Annotated in this window: 16 protein-coding genes; 8 read left to right on the forward strand and 8 right to left on the reverse strand. The window is 71.7% G+C overall.

The genetic code is table 11. From position 1 onward, the window contains the following. Positions 1 to 98: 98 nt before the first annotated feature. From AB0K28_RS32510 to AB0K28_RS32520, 3 genes are read right to left on the reverse strand one after another with little or no spacing between them, the layout of a single operon-like run. Positions 99 to 572 carry a hypothetical protein gene (locus AB0K28_RS32510; protein WP_355420417.1) on the reverse strand — a complete coding sequence of 158 codons (474 nt, stop codon included), beginning with the start codon at positions 570 to 572 and terminating at the stop codon, positions 99 to 101. Continuing rightward, positions 569 to 1,846: a hypothetical protein gene (locus AB0K28_RS32515; protein WP_364377536.1), complete on the reverse strand. Its 1,278-nt coding sequence runs from the start codon at positions 1,844 to 1,846 to the stop codon at positions 569 to 571. Before AB0K28_RS32515 ends, AB0K28_RS32510 begins: the two co-directional genes overlap by 4 nt. Positions 1,847 to 1,875: 29 nt before the next feature. After that, positions 1,876 to 2,034, reverse strand: coding sequence for a hypothetical protein (locus AB0K28_RS32520; RefSeq protein ID WP_345399440.1), 159 nt, complete (start codon positions 2,032 to 2,034; stop codon positions 1,876 to 1,878). A gap of 176 nt (positions 2,035 to 2,210) precedes the next feature. Between AB0K28_RS32520 and AB0K28_RS32525 the strand changes: the two genes are divergently transcribed. Beyond that, complete coding sequence (locus tag AB0K28_RS32525) at positions 2,211 to 3,386, forward strand: hypothetical protein (protein WP_364377538.1); 1,176 nt, start codon at positions 2,211 to 2,213, stop codon at positions 3,384 to 3,386. A 46-nt stretch (positions 3,387 to 3,432) separates the two neighbouring features. Here the strand turns inward: AB0K28_RS32525 and AB0K28_RS32530 are convergent, their stop codons facing one another. Continuing rightward, a complete protein-coding gene (locus tag AB0K28_RS32530) occupies positions 3,433 to 3,576 on the reverse strand; it encodes a hypothetical protein (RefSeq protein ID WP_345399434.1) in 144 nt (47 codons plus the stop codon). Here AB0K28_RS32530 and AB0K28_RS32535 point away from each other — a divergent pair. The 6 genes from AB0K28_RS32535 to AB0K28_RS32560 are packed head-to-tail and all read left to right on the forward strand — an operon-like array spanning position 3,566 to position 10,474. After that, positions 3,566 to 5,512: a tetratricopeptide repeat protein gene (locus AB0K28_RS32535; RefSeq protein WP_364377540.1), complete on the forward strand. Its 1,947-nt coding sequence runs from the start codon at positions 3,566 to 3,568 to the stop codon at positions 5,510 to 5,512. The two genes, AB0K28_RS32530 and AB0K28_RS32535, sit on opposite strands and share 11 nt — an antisense overlap. Further along, positions 5,512 to 6,351, forward strand: a complete 840-nt coding sequence (locus AB0K28_RS32540) for a protein phosphatase 2C domain-containing protein (RefSeq protein ID WP_364377542.1) — start codon at positions 5,512 to 5,514, stop codon at positions 6,349 to 6,351. Before AB0K28_RS32535 ends, AB0K28_RS32540 begins: the two co-directional genes overlap by 1 nt. Continuing rightward, positions 6,344 to 7,630 carry a VWA domain-containing protein gene (locus AB0K28_RS32545; protein ID WP_364377544.1) on the forward strand — a complete coding sequence of 429 codons (1,287 nt, stop codon included), beginning with the start codon at positions 6,344 to 6,346 and terminating at the stop codon, positions 7,628 to 7,630. The genes AB0K28_RS32540 and AB0K28_RS32545 overlap by 8 nt, the downstream gene beginning before the upstream one ends. Then, positions 7,630 to 8,292: an FHA domain-containing protein gene (locus tag AB0K28_RS32550; protein WP_364377546.1), complete on the forward strand. Its 663-nt coding sequence runs from the start codon at positions 7,630 to 7,632 to the stop codon at positions 8,290 to 8,292. The genes AB0K28_RS32545 and AB0K28_RS32550 overlap by 1 nt, the downstream gene beginning before the upstream one ends. Beyond that, the gene (locus AB0K28_RS32555; RefSeq protein WP_364377548.1) at positions 8,289 to 9,671 is read left to right on the forward strand and encodes a hypothetical protein; all 1,383 of its coding nucleotides are present in this window, start codon (positions 8,289 to 8,291) and stop codon (positions 9,669 to 9,671) included. Before AB0K28_RS32550 ends, AB0K28_RS32555 begins: the two co-directional genes overlap by 4 nt. After that, entirely contained in the window at positions 9,668 to 10,474 is an 807-nt protein-coding gene (locus AB0K28_RS32560) for a transporter substrate-binding domain-containing protein (RefSeq protein ID WP_364377550.1), read from the forward strand. Before AB0K28_RS32555 ends, AB0K28_RS32560 begins: the two co-directional genes overlap by 4 nt. Before the next feature lie 44 nt (positions 10,475 to 10,518). Here AB0K28_RS32560 and rpoD read toward each other — a convergent pair whose 3' ends face one another. Next, entirely contained in the window at positions 10,519 to 11,655 is a 1,137-nt protein-coding gene (gene rpoD, locus AB0K28_RS32565; RefSeq protein WP_043627522.1) for an RNA polymerase sigma factor RpoD, read from the reverse strand. 321 nt (positions 11,656 to 11,976) lie between these two features. Further along, positions 11,977 to 13,818: a DNA primase gene (gene dnaG / locus AB0K28_RS32570; protein ID WP_345399407.1), complete on the reverse strand. Its 1,842-nt coding sequence runs from the start codon at positions 13,816 to 13,818 to the stop codon at positions 11,977 to 11,979. Between the two features lie 183 nt (positions 13,819 to 14,001). On the opposite strand from dnaG, the gene AB0K28_RS32575 reads away from it, so the two are divergent. After that, entirely contained in the window at positions 14,002 to 14,925 is a 924-nt protein-coding gene (locus tag AB0K28_RS32575; protein ID WP_345399404.1) for a M23 family metallopeptidase, read from the forward strand. Here the strand turns inward: AB0K28_RS32575 and AB0K28_RS32580 are convergent. Then, positions 14,891 to 16,048 (reverse strand): FAD-dependent oxidoreductase, encoded by a 1,158-nt coding sequence (locus tag AB0K28_RS32580; RefSeq protein ID WP_364377553.1) that lies wholly within the window; start codon positions 16,046 to 16,048, stop codon positions 14,891 to 14,893. The genes AB0K28_RS32575 and AB0K28_RS32580 overlap by 35 nt on opposite strands. Positions 16,049 to 16,103: 55 nt before the next feature. After that, positions 16,104 to 17,324 (reverse strand): deoxyguanosinetriphosphate triphosphohydrolase, encoded by a 1,221-nt coding sequence (locus AB0K28_RS32585; RefSeq protein WP_364377555.1) that lies wholly within the window; start codon positions 17,322 to 17,324, stop codon positions 16,104 to 16,106. Positions 17,325 to 17,357 lie beyond the last annotated feature (33 nt).

The following is a 17,357-nucleotide window of genomic DNA, read 5'->3' on the forward strand; positions in this document are numbered from 1 at the left end:
GGTTCGACAAGCTGGCCGTGCGCTACGAAGCGACCGTCCACATCGCCGTGATCGACACCTGGCTATGAGCCCACCACTTCTGAAACGCGCCCTAGGGGTCAGACGCCCATGCTCCGCCGTACGCCCTCCAGCGCCTGCTCGGCCTGGGCGCGCAAGCCGGGGTCGGTGGGGTCGAGGCCGTCGTCGAAGACGAGCGTCCAGCCGAGCACCTCACCGCCGGGCGGACGCCGGGCCACCAGCCGCACCCCTCCCCTGCCCGGCAGGCTGACGTGCTTGTTGACCACGATCGTGGAGTTGACCCGCTCGCGCACGGTCTCGGGCAGCAGCCGCGGCTCGGCGATGTGCTCGACGTGGCGTTCGCCGCCGGTGGTGAGGACGCTGACGCCCGTCTCGTCCCACGACGCCCGGTCGATCTCCTCGTACGGCACCCGCGTGCCGTCGGACAGGTGGAGGGCGAGGTTGGTGGCGACGACGTGGCCGTCGGCGGAGGCGGCGAAGGTCAGCACCCGCTCGCCGCGCTCCGTCTTCAGCGAGGTGCGCACGTCGGCGGGCAGCCGGCGGAAAAGGCTCATTGCACCACGTTATCCGCGAGCAGGTCGAGGGTGAGCGCCGCACTCCAGGAGAAGTCGCGGCAGCCGCGCCCGCTGCCGTCGAAGGGGTCGAAGCATTCGCGGAACCCGGCCTGGCGGACGAGGCGGAGGGTGCCGTGGGCGAGCTGGCGGCCGAGGTGGTCGAGCGAGTGCACGGTGGCCGCCCTGCGCAGCAGCCAGTTGGTGTTCACCCAGGAGGGGCCGCGCCAGTAGCGGGTGCGGTCGAACTGGGCGGCGCGGATCTCGCAGCTCGGCACGGGATAGCCGGTGGCCCCCATGAACCGGGCCGATTCGAGCACCTCGACGGCCGCCTGGACATGCTCGGCGGACAGCCCTGGATCGAGCAGCGGGCCGAACGCGCCGACCGTGCACACCCTGATGAGCCGGTCGGCGCGCAGGTCCCTGGCGAAGAAGCAGCCGTCCCAGAGCCGGTCGAGCAGCGCGTGCCTGATGCGTTCCGCCCGTTCGAGCTGCGGCGCGGGGTCGGCGCCGGCGAGCGGCGCCAGCTCGGCCATGGCCTGGCAGGAGGCCAGCCAGATGCCGTTGAACATCGGGTCCTCGACCGCGAACGGATGCTCGTCGCGCAGGTAGCCGGGGCTGTAGCCGGCGTCGCGGTAGTGCAGGGCGAGCCAGACGTAGCGGTCGTGGTCGCTGCCGGGGTGGCGCTCCTCCATCTCGACGGGGCGGTTGCCGTACCGGATGGCGGGCACGGCGGCGAGCGGCTCGTCCCAGGCCGGGCTGTCGTCCATGCCCGACTCCCACGGGTGCACGATCGCGGCCAGGCCCGCGCCGCCGAGGTCGCGGGTGGCGGCGAGGTAGTCGTGCTGGGCGGCGATCGCCGGGTACGTCGCCCGGACGAACGCGGCGTCGCCGGTGTGCCGGTAGAGCCACCACAGCGCCAGCCCGTGCAGGGGCGGCGCGGTGAGCCCCGAGGTGAGCACGCCCGGCGCGGCGTCGTGCTCCTGGGAGCGCCAGACGGAGGGCCCGGGGAAGTACGCCTCGCGGGTGTGGAACACGATGTGCGGCACCATGCCGGTCGCCCACTGGCCGCGCAGCAGGCTGAGCAGCTCGTCTCGGGCGCGGTCCGGCCGGTGCCTGGCCAGACCGATCACGATGAACGCGGAGTCCCAGCTCCACTGGTGGGGATAGAGCCCCGGTGCGGGCACGGTGCCGGCGCCCGTCCAGTTCGCCTCGAGCACGCCCAGGGCCTCGCGCCCGAGCGCGGCGTCGTCGACTGCCGGCCGCGCCTCCATCATCCAACTATGACCGCGGAAACCCGCTGACGCTATGTCCTCTTGAGCACCTTCGACAGGAAGGCGACGCCGAAGAGGACGGCGGCGATGACGAGCGCCCACTTGAGCAGGGTGAAGACGAAGCCCACGAGGGGGCCGAGCAGCAGGAGCGCGGCGACGACGGCCGCGATGATCAGAAGTACACGTCCCATGCCTGAAACGCTAAGAGATCGTTAAGTCAATTGCAGGCGACATGGGGTTAGATCAGGGACAAGTCAGGGGTCCCCCTAGCTAAACGACCTAAAGCCGTCGAACCCGCCGTTGTGGCGGTATAAACGGGGCATCGGGGGGCCTCCTCACGGGGAGCGTGATGAGCCTGGGACCACCAATGAGCCGCGAGGGCGCCGATCATGCCCTGCGGGCCCGCGCGGACGAACGCGACCGCATCTCCGGCGACCTGCTCGACCTCGAATCCCACACCACCTACCGGCTGCTCAAGGACGCGTCGTTACGCGGCGCCACCGAGCGGCGCTGGGCCGCTGCGCGGGAGTCGCTGGCCGATCTGTGGTCCCTGTACGACGCCTACCGCGCCGTGCTGCGCGAGGCGGAGCAGGTCAGGGCGAGCCGCGGCCGGCTGGGAACGGACCAGCTCGCGCGACTCACCGAGCTGCTGGCGGGCGAGTCGGTGGTGCTGCGCGCGGCGGCCAAGCCGGTCGAGCGGCGCTCGCTGCGTCCCGAGGCCGACGAGCGGCTGACGCTCGACGCGACCGTGAGCCGGATGGACACCGCCTTCCAGGAGGTCACGGGCGCGCTCAACGACATCGACGCGGTGTGGAACGCGTTACTCCCCCGGCTCGACGAGGCCGCCGCCGACCTGCGCCGGGTCAGGGAGCTGGCCCGCGAGCTGGGCGAGAGCGCGGAGCCCGAGACGGTGTTCGCCGCCGAGGAGGCGGAGCTGGCGCGGTTGCGGGCGGCGGTCGTCGAGGACCCGCTGGGCTCCGCCGCCGGTCCTGAGCTCGACCGGATAGCGGGACTGCTGGCCGCCGGCCGGGCGGAGCACGAGCAGGCGATCGTGGTCAAGGCCGAGTACGCCGTGCGCCGCGAGAACCTGGTGGCGGCGCTCGACCACGTACGCGCGGCGGAGAGCGAGGAGCGGCTGGCCCACGGCGCGGTCGTCGTGAAGATCGCCCTGCCGCCGCAGGCTCAGCCGCGCAGCAGGGTCGAGGCGCTGGCGGCTGAGCTGGCCGCGCTGGACGTCTCGGCCGACCCCTGGGTGCTGCGGGCCAAGCGACTGACGGCCCTGGAGAGCGATGTCCGTGCCGCCGAGGAGCGGGCGCGGACCACTGCCAAGGCCCTGTACGGCCTGGTGGGCCGGCGTGACGAGCTGCGCGGGCGGCTCGGCGCGTGCCAGGCGATGGCCGTACGGAAGGGGCTGGCCGAGGACCCAGCGGCGGCAGAGCGGTACGAGCGGGCGCGCGCCCTGCTCTGGAGCGCCCCGTGCGATCTCACGAGGGCGGCCGCGGCCGTCGACGACTACCAGCGCGCGATCCACGGAGGTAAGTGATGAGCCGCTGCGCGCAGCCCGGCTGCACTGGAACGATCGAGGAGGGCTACTGCGACCTCTGCGGCACCGCGGAGAGCCCGGCTCCCCTTCCCACCGGCCCCGCGTCCGTCCCCTTACAGACGAGGCCGGTGAGCAGGTCGGTCAGCTCGCCGTCGAGCAGCGGCAGGTCGCGGGCGGGCGTGCTGGCCACGATCGCGGACCTGCCGTCGATCCCCTACCGCGACCCCGCGACGGCGGTGATGGCCGACCCGCAGGTGCCGGAGGAGAAGCGGTATTGCGCGAACCCGGCGTGCGGCAAGCCGGTGGGCCGCTCCCGCGAGGGACGTCCAGGGCTGACGGACGGGTTCTGCCCGCACTGCCGCACGCAGTTCTCCTTCACCCCGAAGCTGGCCAAGGGCGACCTGGTGGCGGGCCAGTACCGCGTGCTGGGCTGCCTGGCGCACGGCGGGCTCGGCTGGATCTACCTCGCCTCCGACGAGAACCTGGACGGCCGCTGGGTGGTGCTCAAGGGCCTGCTCAACACCATGGACGCGGAGGCGCTGGCGGCGGCGGAGGCCGAGCGGAAGTTCCTCACCACGGTCGACCACCCGAACATCGTCAAGATCTTCAACTTCCAGCGCTCGGCCGGCCTCGGCTACATCGTCATGGAGTACGTCGGCGGCCAGTCCCTGCACGAGCTGCGCCGCCAGGGCCCGCTGCCGCTGCGCGAGGTCCTGATGTACGGCAGGGAGCTCCTGCACGCCTTCGGCTACCTGCACGAGCAGGGACTGGTCTACTGCGACCTCAAGCCGGCGAACGTGATCAGGGTCGGCAAGCGGCTCAAGCTCATCGACCTGGGCGCGGTGCAGCCGTTCGGCTCGCCGGTGGGCTCGTCGTGGGTGACGCCCGGCTACCACGCGCCCGAGCTGGAGTCGCGGCCGTCGTCGGTGGCCTCCGACCTCTACACGGTGGCGCGGACGCTGGCGGTGCTGACGATCTCGGGGTTCAGCCCGGCGTCGGGCGGCGTGCCGAACCCGCTGCCCGAGGACTGCGGGCATCCGTCGTTCACCCGGCTGCTGCGGCGGGCGACGGCGGCGGATCCGGCCGCCAGGTTCCAGAGCGCGTGGGAGATGGAGGAGCAGCTCGTCGGCGTGCTGCGGGAGGTCAGCGCGCTGGAGGACGGGGTGCCGTACCCGGCGCCTTCCACGCTGTTCGGGCCTGAGCGCACGGCGGTCGGCACGGCGCTGTCGGAGTCGGATGAGCGGGTGTTCGGGCCGCTCGACCCGATGGCGGCAGCGGCGGCGCTGCCGGTGCCGCTGACGGACCCCGGCGACCCGGCGGCGGGCGCGCTGGCCGGCCTGCTCGGCAGCGAGGGGCCTGAGCTGATCGCGCAGCTCGCCGGCATGCCGCAGACGCCGGAGACGAAGCTGATGCGGGTGCGGCTGCTGGCCGAGGAGGCGTCCGCCGAGGCCCCCGCGGTGCTGGACGAGCTGGAGCGCGAGCTGCCCGGCGACTGGCGGGTCACCTGGTACCGCGGGGCGCTGGCGCTGGCCGCCGGCCAGGCGGACCTGGCGGTGGCGTGCTTCGACGCGTGCTTGTCCGCGCTGCCCGGCGAGCTTGCGCCGAAGCTGGCGCTGGCCTTCGCGCTGGAGTGCGCGGGCCGGCCGGCGGCCACCTGGTACGACGTCGTCTGGCGCACCGACCGCGCCTACGTCAGCGCGGCCTTCGGGCTGGCCAGGTCGGGCCGGATGGAGGTGCTGGACGAGGTGCCCGCGACGTCGGTCTACCGGGTGGCGGCCCAGGTGGCGCTGGCGGCCTCGGTCGTACGACGGCCGGACCTGACCGGGCTGCAGCCCTCCGACCTGGTGGCCGCGGTCGACCGGGTGAGCAACCAGAAGGGCCTGGACGCGCGGCACCGCGACGTGCTCACCGCCGAGTTGCTGGGCGGCGCGCTGTCCTGGCTGGAGACCGATCCACCGGCACCGCCGAAGGGCATGCGGCTCGGCGGGGCGCCGTTCACCGCGCAGGGGCTGCGCAGGCGGCTGGAGTCGATCTACCGCAGGCTGGCCGTGCAGGCCGACTCCCGGCAGGAGCGGCACGCCTTCATCGACCTGGCCAACTCCGTGCGGCCGAGGACGTGGTGGTGATGGGCGCGATGTGTCCGGTCTGCGAGCGGCCCGTGGTGGCCGGCGACACGTACTGCGAGGCGTGCGGGCATCCGCTGGGCGCGCCCGCCTGCGCGGCGTGCGGGGCGGCGGCGGTGGACGCCGACGGCTACTGCGAGCGGTGCGGGGTGCGCCAGCCGACCGGACGCGACCACGCCGAGCTGGTGCTGCCCGGCGGCGCGGCGGCGGTGACCGACCGGGGGCTGCGGCGGGCCCGCAACGAGGACGCGATGGCGCTGCGTGAAGCCGGCGCTTCGATCGTGAGCGTGGTGTGCGACGGCGTCGGCAGCTCGCCCAGGGCCGACGAGGCGTCCGCGGTGGCCGTCGAGACAGCGGCGGCGGCCCTGGCCAGGGGGCTGCCGGACGAGGAGGCGTTCGCGCTGGCCGGGCGCGCGGTGACCAAGCTCGCGACCTCCCTGGACGACGCCCCGGCCTGTACGTACGTCTCGGTCGTGGCCGAGCCCGGCGGCAGGGTGCGGCTGGCGTGGGCCGGGGACACGCGGGCGTACCTGCTGCCCGGCGGCGAGCTGCTGACCGAGGACGACGTGGTGCCGACCGGCGAGATCACCGCCTGGCTCGGAGCCGACGCCGACACGGCGGCGCCGCACATGCGCACGTTCACCCCCCGGAGCACCCCGCAGGGGCCCGGCCTGCTGCTGGTGTGCAGCGACGGCCTGTGGCGCTATCTGGACGGCTACGCCTTCCCCACGTCCGGCACCCCGGCCGAGATGGCGCGCGAGATGCTGCGCCACGCGCTCGACTCCGGCGGCCAGGACAACGTGACCATTGTCGTGATCCCCCTAGGAGACCCCCATGAGTGACCAGCCGGCCTTCACGCTGACCATCGACCAGAACAAGTACCTGTCCCTTGACGGCCGCGAGGTGCACGCGATCCTGACCGTCGGCGCGACCGGCACGGCGACCGTGCGGACGTCGGCGACGGAGGCGGCCGAGGTCATCATCGTGGACACGTCGGGTTCGATGAGCGGCAGCAAGATCCGCGAAGCGCGGATGGCGGCGGTGACGGCGGTGCAGACGCTGCGCGACGGGGTGCACTTCGCCGTGGTGTCCGGGACGAACCGGGCCAAGGTCGTCTATCCCCCGTCCGGTGACCACCTGGCCATGGCGAGCCCGGCGACCAGGGCCGAGGCGGAGCGGGCCATCGCCCGGCTGAGCGCCCACGGCGGCACCGCGATCGGCGAGTGGATCAAGCTGGCCGGTCACCTGCTGACCGCGCACCCCTCGGCGATCAAGCACGCGCTGCTGATGACCGACGGGCAGAACAACCAGAGCGACGACACGTTCGCCGACGTGCTGGCGGCGTGGAGCGGCAAGTTCGTGGTCGACAGCCTGGGCGTCGGCGACGACTGGGTGCCGGCCGAGCTGCGCAAGGTGGCCGAGGCGATGCTGGGCACCTTCGACTTCGTACGCAACCAGGGGGACCTGCCGGAGTACTTCCGCAGGCTCACGCAGACCTCGATGAGCAAGACCGTGCCCGACCTGGCGCTGCGCGTGTGGGTGCCGCAGGCGGCGCGGCTGAAGTTCGTCAAACAGGTCTCGCCCACGCTGCTCGACCTGACCGGCAAGCGCACCGACGTCAACCCGCTGACCGGCGACTACCCGACCGGCTCGTGGGGGCAGGAGGAGCGCGAGTACCACATCTGCGTCGAGGTGCCGCAGGGCCAGATCGGGCAGGAGATCAGGGCGGGCTGGGTCAAGCTGGTACGCCCCGACACGCAGGAGGTCGTGGCCAGCGGCAACGTGCTGGCGCAGTGGACGGACGACCTGGCGCAGTCCACCCGCATCAACGGCAAGGTCGCCCACTACACCGGCCAGGCCGAGCTGCACGACCTGATCCAGGACGGGCTGAGCGCCCGCGCGATGGGCGACACCGACACCGCCACCGCGCGGCTGGCCAAGGCGCACCGGCTGGCCGCCGAGTCGGGCCGCGAGGACACCGCCCGGCTGCTGGAGAAGGTGGTGGAGGTCGATCCGGCCACCGGCACCGCGCGGCTGCGGCGGGCCGTGGACAAGGCGGACGAGATCGAGCTGGACACCGGGTCGGTGCGGACGAGCCGGCTGCGCAAGGAAGGAAGCTGATGGCGACCTGCCCGCAGGGGCACCCGTCGGGGGCCGACGACTACTGCGACGTCTGCGGCATCCAGATGGCAGGACCGGCCCGGCCGGCGTCCCGACCGGCCCCTCAGCCACAATCCCAGCCCCAGCCCCAGTCCCAGCCCCCGTCCCCGCCTGCTGAGGGCTGCCCGGTCTGCCGGACGCCGCGTGCCGGGCAGTTCTGCGAGGTGTGCGGCCACGACTTCACCGGCGCCGCGCCCGTGGCCGCGCCGGTGGCGGGGGTCAGGTGGGAGGCCGTGACCGCCGCCGACCGTACGTACTACGAGAAAGTGGTCGCCGAGGGCGGGCCTGACGCCGCGGTGATGGCGTTCCCGCCGTACTGTCCCGAGCGCTCGTTCCCGCTGCACGGCGACCAGGTACGCATCGGGCGGCGCAGCCGCGCCAGGAACCTCGTGCCCGAGATCGACCTGACCGGGCCGCCCGAGGACCCCGGCGTCTCCCACCTGCACGCGGTGCTGCTGGCGCAGCCCGACGGCTCGTGGCTGCTGGTGGACCCGGGCTCGTCCAACGGCACCCAGGTCAACGGCCGCACGCTGCAGGTCAACGTGCCGACCAGGATCGGTCCCGGCGACCGGATCCATCTGGGCGCGTGGACGGTGATCACCATCAGGGAGGGCACGCCATGACGATGGTGCAGACCCCGCCGAGCGCGCTCGCGGCGGTCACCGTGTCGAAGCCCGTACGGCGGCGCAGCGTGCCCGGCCGCATCCGCGTCATCTCCGGCGTCACCGTCGCCTCGCTGGCGCTGCTGTTCGTCGCGCTCGCCGTCGGCAGCTCCACCGCCCGCGAGGGCCTGCGGGTGATCGGCCGCGACGCCGGCCCGCAGGTCGTCGCCACCGCCGGGCTCTACCTGGCGCTGAGCGACATGGACGCGCAGGTCGCGAACGTGCTGGTGATGGGCAAGGAGTATGCCGAGCAACGCCGGGCGGCGCTGGCCCGCTACGACGCGCGGCGGGCCGAGGCGGGGCAGGCGCTGCTGAAGGCGTTCGAGCTGTCCGGCGACAACGCGGCCGAGCGCACCACCGTGCAGTCGGTACTGGACGGGCTCGGCCGCTACGAGCGGCTCGCCGGGCAGGCGCTGCTGCTCGACCAGCAGGCCGGCCACGCTCCGGGGGCGCCGCCCGAGAACGTGGTTCGCACTTACCGGCAGGCCACCGACCTCATGCGGCAGGTGCTGCTGCCGCAGGCGTACAACCTGACCTTGGAGAGCGGCACGATCGTGCGCGCCACCTACGACGACAAGGCCGTCATGGTGCCGCTGCTGCGCGTCGCGGTCGTGGTGGCCGGGCTGGTCGCGCTGGGCTGCCTGATCTGGATGCAGGTGTTCCTGGCGCGGCGCTTCCGCCGGGTGTTCGGTCCCGCGCTCGTGGTGGCGACCGTGACGACCGCGGTGGCGCTGGGGTTCGGGGTGCACGTGCTGGGCCAGGACGAGCAGGCGCTGCGGACCGCCAAGTCGGCCGGGTTCGACTCGGTGCTGACGCTCGCGAAGGCGCGCGCGATCAGCAACAGCATGCAGGGCGACCAGAGCCGCTTCCTGCTGGACAAGGAGCGGGCCGACACCTACGAGCACACGTATCTGGACAAGTCGCTGACCGTCCTCTACTACGACGTGGGCAACCTGACCGGCTACCACGGCGAGATGCGCACCGGCTCGAAGGACTTCCTCGGTCTGCTGGGGCCCGAGCTGGTCGGCTCCCAGGGGGCGGCGGTCTTCGACGCCTACCGGGCCTTCCAGGCGCAGGACAACAGGTTCCGCACGCTGGCCCGGCACGCCACGCCCAGCGAGGCCGTCGAGGCCCGCATCGGGCCCGTCACGGCCGCGTTCAACGCCTACGACAAGGCGCTGGTCGGCCTGACCGAGACCCATCAGAAGGTGTTCAGGCAGGCCATCGCGGCGGGCGAGGGCGCGCTGGACAACCTGTGGCGGCTGCTCCCCTACGCCATCGGCGCGATCGGGCTGCTGGTGATCGCCGGGGTGTGGCCACGACTCAAGGAGTACCGGTGAAGCGGGCGCTCGCGGTGGTGCTGCTCCTGGCCGCGGTGGCGGTCACGGGCTGCGGGATGAACGGGCAGGAGTCGATCCTCGACAAGGACAAGCTGGTCATCGGGGTGCGCTCCGACCTGCCGTCGGTCGGGTTCAGGACGTCGGAAGGCGGATACGACGGCTTCGACGTGGACGTGGCCCGCTACGTCGCGGGCAAGCTGGGCAAGGAGTTCTCCTTCGTCGGCGTGCTGGCCGCCGACCGGGAGAAGGTGCTGAGCAGCGGTCGGGCCGACATGGTGCTGGCCACGTTCACGATCGACCAGGACCGCAAGCAGCGGGTGCTGTTCGCCGGCCCGTACCACATCTCGTACCAGGACATCCTGAGCAGGAAGGACGAGCGGATCGCGGACGTGCGCGACCTCGAGGGCCGGCGCATCTGCGAGGTGCAGGGCTCGAACGCGGCCCAGCGGGTCGTGACCGAGCGCGGCGTGGCCGCGCGGGTCGTGCCGGTACGCGACTACGCGCAGTGCCTGACGGCGCTCAAGGGCGGCCAGGTGGACGCGGTCACCACCAACGACGTGATCCTCGCCGGGCTGGCCGAGCAGGACGGCTCGGGGCTGCGGCTGAACAACGCGCAGTTCAACGAGCAGCGCACCGGGGTGGGCCTGCCGAAGGGCGACGTACCGGGCTGCGAGGCGGTCAACCGGGCGATCACCGCGATGTACCAGGACGGGACCGCCGCGGAACTGCTGAAGAAGTGGTTCGGCAAGTCCGGGCTCCAGCTGGGCACGGTCGCGGTGCCGCAGTTCGAGGGCTGCTCCTGAGCAGGGGAAAGGGGACGGCCGTGGCCGTCCCCTTTGCCCCGTGATCAATCCAGGTAGTCCCGCAGCATCTGCGCGCGCGTCGGGTGGCGGAGCTTGGCCAGCGTCTTCGACTCGATCTGCCGGATGCGCTCCCGCGTGACGCCGAACTCCCTGCCCACCTCCTCCAGCGTGCGCGGATGGCCGTCGGCCAGGCCGAAGCGGAGCTGGATGATGCGCTGCTCCCGGTCGGAGAGCGTGGCCAGGATGTCGTCGAGCTGGTCCTGCAGCATGATGAAGGCCGCGGCCTCCATCGGCACGACCGCGTCGGCGTCCTCGATGAAGTCACCGAGGTCGGAGTCCTCCTCGCCGATCGGCGACTGCAGCGACACGGGCTCCTGGGCGATGCGCTGGATCTCGACCACCCGGTCGACCGGGAGATCCATCTCCTTGGCGATCTCCTCGGGGATCGGCTCGCGGCCGAGATCCTGGTGGAGCTGCCGCTGCACCCTGACGAGCTTGTTGATGGTCTCCACCATGTGCACGGGGATGCGGATGGTCCGCGCCTGGTCGGCGATGGCCCGCGTGATCGCCTGGCGGATCCACCAGGTGGCGTAGGTGGAGAACTTGTAACCCTTGGTGTAGTCGAACTTCTCGACCGCCCGGATGAGGCCGAGATTTCCCTCCTGGATCAGGTCCAGGAACAACATGCCGCGGCCCACGTACCGCTTGGCGATGGACACCACGAGCCTGAGGTTGGCTTCGATGAGCCGCTGTTTGGCCCGCGTGCCCTGCCAGACGAGCTCCCTGAACTCAGGGAAGGCCAGACGCGAGACCCCGTTGGCCAGTTTGTCCTCGGCGAACAGACCGGCTTCGATCGACTTGGCGAGCTCCACCTCCTCCTCAGCGGTCAGCAGGGGCACCCGGCCGATCTCTCTCAGGTAGATACGGACGAGATCGCTGGTCGGCGCCCGCTTGCCTACGTCCTCCTCATCGGCGCGGGTGGATTCCTCGTCGCCCTGCGGCTCGAGGACCTCCACGCCGTTCTCGGCGAGCATGCGTACGACGCGTTCCAGCGCGTCGGACGGCAACTCGGATCGGTCAAGCGCGGCTGCGACGTCATCGACGGTTACGCTCCCGCGCTCCCTTCCCTTCGCGACGAGGTCCGCCACCTGATCTACGGATGGCGGTCCACTTGGCAGCACCGATGCACCCACGAAGGACAGTCTGCAGTATTGGTTCCATCAAATGGCAGACCCATTTTTGTCACCGAAGGTAAGGCCCTCGTCTTTGCCGAATTGAGATCGCTTTAAGGTTTGGCCCGAGTTTGATCAGGAAAGTAAAGTCAATTACGCGGTCTGGAATCACGCGCCCGACGCCGCCGTCTGGCCGGGCGCATCTCTCTCGCTGCCTTCGTCACGTTGTCCATCTGCTTTGTCCGGCATTGGACCGCGCCACATTCCCTGGTCAACCGCCCTGTTTCGGCGCGTTGATCGCAGCCGAACTGTTACCTGAGTGAGCCGGGCTCAGCCGCCCGCGACGCGGTCGCGCAGCACCCGGCGCTGCTGCTCCAGCGCGACCAGCTCGCCGAACAGCTTGTTGTACTCCTGCTGCTCCTCGACCGGGTTGAGCCGCTGGATGCGGGACTTGACCTGGGCGATCGCCCGATCGACCGGCATCGCCTCGGCCGCGGCCATGATGTCGTTGGCGTAGCGCTGCTCGGCGTGGGCGTCGGCGTGGATGGGCTCGACCGCGAACCTGGTCACCAGCGCGCGCGTGCTCTCCTCGTGGGCCTGCTCCATCAGCCGGTCGACCCACTCGCGCCCGCCGTGACCGGCCGAGACGACGCCGCCCGCGGCCACGATGACCTGGTGCAGCGCCGAGTGCTCAGGGGTGGTGAACGCCTGCGCGTCAAGCGCGTCGAAGCGCGGCCCGAGCAGCGCGGGCCGCTGCACGGCGAGCTTGAGCAGCTCGCCCTCGACCCGGATGCTCGGATCGACCGGAGCCGCCTGCGGGGCGCGCCGGGGGCGGCCCTGCTGGGCGCCCGAGACCTCGGAGATGCGCTGCATGACGAACCGCTCGTCCATGAATCCGAGCCAGCGGTCGAGGTCGATGGCGTAGCGCTTGCGCAGCCCCGGGTCCTTGATGCCGGCCACGATGGGCGCGGCGGCGTCGAGCGCGGCGATCTTGCCTTCGTTGCTGCGCAGGTCGTAGCGGGAGATCGTGCTCCTGATCGCGAACTGGAACAGCGGCTCGCGGCTCGCGATCAGGTCGCGCACGGCCGCGTCGCCCTGCTTGACGCGCAGGTCGCACGGGTCGAGCCCGTCGCCCTGCACGGCGACGTAGGTCTGCGTGACGAACTTCTGCTCGTCGGCGAACGCCCGCAGCGCCGCCTTCTGGCCCGCCGCGTCGCCGTCGAAGGTGAAGATGACCTCGCCGCGGAACTCGGCCTGGTCGAGCAGGAAACGCCGCAGGATCTTGATGTGCTCCTCGCCGAACGAGGTGCCGCAGGTGGCCACGGCGGTGGGCACACCGGCGAGATGGCAGGCCATCACGTCGGTGTAGCCCTCGACGATCACGGCCTGCGCGCGCTTGGAGATCTCGCGCTTCGCAAGATCGATTCCATAAAGGACCTGGCTCTTCTTGTAAAGCGGCGAGTCAGGCGTATTCAGATATTTCGGCCCGTCATCGGAATCAAGCAACTTCCGCGCGCCGAATCCGATCACATCGCCGGTGGCATCCCTGATCGGCCAGATCAGCCGGCCCCTGAACCGGTCGATGGGGCCGCGCCTGCCCTCTCTGGACAGGCCGCCCTTGACCAGCTCGTCGACGGTGAAGCCGCGCCCGAGGAGATGGCGGGTCAGCGCCTCCCACTCGGCCGGCGCGTAGCCCACCCCGAACGTCTCGGCGTCGGCCCGCTCGAACCCGCGCTCGGACAGGAAGCGCCGCCCTGGGGCCGCGTCGGGGCTCATGAGCTTGTCGGCGTAGAACTCGGCGGCCGCCTTGTGCGCCTCGATCAGCCTGGCCCGCTCGCCGTGGTCGCGGCGCGGGGCGTAGCCGCCCTGCTCGTATTGGAGCTGGATGCCGGCCCGCTGGGCGAGCCGCTCGACCGCCTCGCTGAAGGAGAGGTGCTCGATCTTCTCGACGAACGTGATCACGTCGCCGCCCTCGGAGCAGCCGAAGCAGAAGAACATGCCGCGCTCGGGGGTGACGTTGAACGACGGCGTCTTCTCGTCGTGGAACGGGCACAGCCCCTTGAGGTTGCCGCCTCCGGCGTTGCGCAACTGGATGTGCTCGCCGATCACATCGGCGATGGGGGAACGCTCGCGCACGAGCGCGATGTCGACGTCACGGATCCGGCCAGCCACGCCGGTGAGTCTATTCCGCCCCACCGACGGTTCGGCTCACCGCGGGTGTCTCCGGCATGGGGAACGGGGAGGTAGCGGAGGGTATCCGCGCGGCTGCTAAAGGAGGAAAGCGGCAATGCGGGGGCTCCCGGTCGGCTACAAAGGTAAAGGTTGTCGGTGGAAACGGTGACACGGGTGGAGAACATGCGATCGGGGCATATCGGACGATGGGCGGCCGTCACAGGCGCCGTGCTGCTGACCGGTGCCTGCAGCCAGGCCGGCCTGGCGGGAGTCGGCGCGAACCGGCCGGTCGCACCCGCCACTGTGCCCGCGTCGGGCCCCGCGGGCGGCGGCGCGGCCGAGCCGACACCGACCCTCTCCCCGTCGCCCTCGCCCTCGCCCAGCCAGGCGGCCGAGAAGCCCGAGGGCGACGACCCGGTCAAGGTGCCGCCGCCGAAGCTGTCGAAGTACACCTACACCTTCCCGGTGAAGGGCTGTAAGACCACCTACCAGCGCAAGCTGCTGGTGCTGCCCAAGACGACGATCTGGGCCAAGCAGGGCTGCTCGTTCGTGGCGCCCGTGGACGGCGTCGTGGACGAGGTGAACACCTCCGACACGTGGTCGCCGGCCACGGACGCGGGAGCGGCGCGCGAGGGCAGGTTCGTCACGATCATCGGCGCCGACGGCGTGCGCTACCTCGGCGGCCACCTCGACTCCGTCGCCGGCGGGATCAAGCCCGGCACGAAGGTCAAGGGCGGCCAGGTGCTGGGGAAGGTGGGCAGGTCGGGCAATGCCCGCGACACCGGCTCGAACCTGTACTTCGCGATCTCGTGGAAGACCGGCCCCGCCTACTGGTGGGTGCGCAGGGGCATGGTCGAGCCGTGGGACTATCTCGACGCCTGGCGCAAGGGCAACCGCACGCTCTCGCCGCGCGAGGAGACCATGAAGCTGCGCGGCAAGCTGGGCGAGACCCCGCGCTGCACCGTGCAGTGTCTCGGCAAGGTGGCGCCGGCGCAGACGACCAGCAGCACCCCGAAGCCGACCAAGAAGCCCAAGCCGCGCAGGACGACCAGCGAGGAGGACGTCGTCACGCTCAACCCGACGATAGCTCCTTTGCGTCCACAGTGACCCCCGACCTGATCAGCTCCTGGATGTCGGCCACGACGTCCCAGACGTTGACGTTCATGCCGGCGATCACCCGGCCCTCGCGCAGCCAGTACGCGATGAACTCCAGCCCGTCGGGGTCGCCCCGGTAGACGATCTCGTCGTGGCCCGAGACGTCGCCGGAGAACTCCATGCCCAGCTCGTACTGGTCGGTGTAGAAGTACGGGACGCGGTCGTGGACGACCTCCTGGCCGAGCATCGACCTGGCCGCCGCGGGGCCGCCGTGCAGGGCGTTGGCCCAGTGCTCGACGCGGATGTGGCGGCCGTACAGCGGGTGGTAGGACTCGGCGACGTCGCCGGCCGCGTAGATGTCGGGGTGCGAGGTGCGCAGCGCCGCGTCCGTACGGACGCCCTGCCCGACGTCGAGCCCGGCGTCGCGGGCCAGCCAGACCTCCGGGGCCGCGCCGATGCCCGCCACGACGAGGTCGGCGGTGAGCCGCTCGCCCGAGCTGAGCCGCACGCCGGTCTCGGTGACCTCCGCGGCGGCGGTGCCGAAGCGCATGTCGACGCCCTTGCTGACGTGCAGGCGGGCGAACAGCTCGCCCAGCTCGTGGCCAAGCGCCCGGTTGAGCGCCGTCGGCTCGGGCTCGACGACGGTGACCTCGCAGCCGGCCGCCCGCGCCGCCGCGGCGGTCTCCAGGCCGATCCAGGAGGCGCCGACGACCAGCACGGACGCGCCCTCGGCGAAGCGCCGCCTGAGCGCCTCGCTGTCCTCGGCCGTACGCAGGTAGTAGGCGGGGCCCGGCAGCCGCCTGGGGACGGCTCCGGTGGCGATCAGCAGCTTGTCGTAGGGCTGCCTGGAGCCGTCGGCCAGGCGTACGACGTGGTGGCCCGGCTCGATGCGGGTGGCCCGCAGGCCGAGCCGCAGGTCCACGTCATTGTCGGCGTACCAGGCCGGCTCGTGGACGAAGATGCTCTCCCGCTCGCTCCTGCCCTGCAGGTAGTCCTTGGACAGCGGCGGTCGTTCGTAGGGGCGTTCGGCCTCGGCGCCGATCAGCACGATCTCGCCGTCGAAGCCTTCCTCGCGCAGCGTCTGCGCGGCCTTGGCCCCGGCGAGCCCGGCGCCGACGATCACAAATGTGGCCATGGGCGCAGTATCCGCCCGGCGGGGTCCGCGGGAAAGCGGATCCCGCCAGGTGTGCTCACCGGGAGAGGCGGCGGTGCCAGGCGACGGCGGAGGTGTCGGTGAGCGAGGCGATCTGGTCGATCACCACCCGGACGCGGGCGGCGTCGTCGGCCGCCTCCAGGTACGCGGGACGGAAGGCGGGCTCCAGCGTCTCCGGCGCCCCCAGCGTGATCAGGGAGGCCAGCTCGGTGATGAGGTCGCGCTGCCTGGCCTGCTTGGCGTGGTGGTCCTCCGTGGTCATCACGTAGTGCGCGGTGACGCCCTTGAGCAGCGCGCACTCCAGCCGGGTGGCGCGCGGGACGACGAGGTCGGCGCGGTGGCGGGAGCCGTACACCTCCTTGGTGGCGGCCTGCGCCGAGCGGCAGAAGCGGCCGATGAGGCCGCTGGTGAGGGCCTTCAGCCCGGCCAGGTCGGCGAGGGTGGCCGCGAAGTGGCGCGGCCACAGCGGGTCGTCGATCAGCCGGGCGAAGACCTCCTCCAGTTCGCCGAGGCCGGCGCCGGGGGCGTACCAGGTGCGGGTGGTCTCGCAGACGTCCGCGCGCTCGATCGGCGACCGCAGGGCCTCGGGGGTGACGTGGCCCGAGGCGAGGGCGTCCTCCAGGTCGTGCACGGAGTAGGCGACGTCGTCGGCCCAGTCCATGATCTGCGCCTCGAAGCTCACCCGGCCCTCGGGCGCGCCCTCCCTGATCCACGCGAACACCGGCAGGTCGTCGTCGTAGACGCCGAACTTGGGCGAGACGTCGCACGTCCACGGGTACTTGATGGAGGCGTCGAGCGCGGCGCGGGTGAGGTTGAGCCCGGCGCTGCGGCCGTCCTCGGTGAGCACCTTGGCCTCCAGCCTGGTGAGCAGGCGCAGGCTCTGCGCGTTGCCCTCGAAGCCGCCGCAGGAGGCCGACAGCGCGTTGAGCGCCACCTCGCCGTTGTGCCCGAACGGCGGGTGCCCCAGGTCGTGCGCCAGGCAGGCGGTCTCCACCAGGTCGGGATCGACGCCGAGCGTGGCGCCCATCTCGCGGCCCACCTGGGCGCATTCGAGGGAGTGGGTCAGGCGGGTACGCGGAATGTGCTGGCCGCCGCCCGGCGTCTCCCCCGGGCCCACGACCTGCGTCTTCGCGGCCAGCCTGCGCAGGGCGGCGCTGTGCAGCACGCGTGCTCTGTCACGCTCGAACGCGGAACGTTCGGGGTTGCCGGGTGGTTCCGGAACCCAACGCTCCTGATCGTGCTCGTCGTAGTACGGCATCTGTGCGGTGATTTTATCCAGTTTCGTCTCTCC

The organism is Nonomuraea sp. NPDC049504 (genome assembly GCF_040676845.1).
GTDB classification, from domain to species: domain Bacteria; phylum Actinomycetota; class Actinomycetes; order Streptosporangiales; family Streptosporangiaceae; genus Nonomuraea; species Nonomuraea salmonea.

Excerpts from the sequence above, each read along its gene's own strand:
- AB0K28_RS32510 (WP_355420417.1), bottom strand. The coding sequence starts at position 572 with ATGAGCCTTTTCCGCCGGCTGCCCGCCGACGTGCGCACCTCGCTGAAG.
- AB0K28_RS32515 (WP_364377536.1), bottom strand. The coding sequence starts at position 1,846 with ATGATGGAGGCGCGGCCGGCAGTCGACGACGCCGCGCTCGGGCGCGAG.
- AB0K28_RS32520 (WP_345399440.1), bottom strand. The coding sequence starts at position 2,034 with ATGGGACGTGTACTTCTGATCATCGCGGCCGTCGTCGCCGCGCTCCTG.
- AB0K28_RS32525 (WP_364377538.1), top strand. The coding sequence starts at position 2,211 with ATGAGCCGCGAGGGCGCCGATCATGCCCTGCGGGCCCGCGCGGACGAA.
- AB0K28_RS32540 (WP_364377542.1), top strand. The coding sequence starts at position 5,512 with ATGGGCGCGATGTGTCCGGTCTGCGAGCGGCCCGTGGTGGCCGGCGAC.
- AB0K28_RS32545 (WP_364377544.1), top strand. The coding sequence starts at position 6,344 with ATGAGTGACCAGCCGGCCTTCACGCTGACCATCGACCAGAACAAGTAC.
- AB0K28_RS32550 (WP_364377546.1), top strand. The coding sequence starts at position 7,630 with ATGGCGACCTGCCCGCAGGGGCACCCGTCGGGGGCCGACGACTACTGC.
- AB0K28_RS32555 (WP_364377548.1), top strand. The coding sequence starts at position 8,289 with ATGACGATGGTGCAGACCCCGCCGAGCGCGCTCGCGGCGGTCACCGTG.
- AB0K28_RS32575 (WP_345399404.1), top strand. The coding sequence starts at position 14,002 with ATGCGATCGGGGCATATCGGACGATGGGCGGCCGTCACAGGCGCCGTG.
- AB0K28_RS32580 (WP_364377553.1), bottom strand. The coding sequence starts at position 16,048 with ATGGCCACATTTGTGATCGTCGGCGCCGGGCTCGCCGGGGCCAAGGCC.
- AB0K28_RS32585 (WP_364377555.1), bottom strand. The coding sequence starts at position 17,324 with ATGCCGTACTACGACGAGCACGATCAGGAGCGTTGGGTTCCGGAACCA.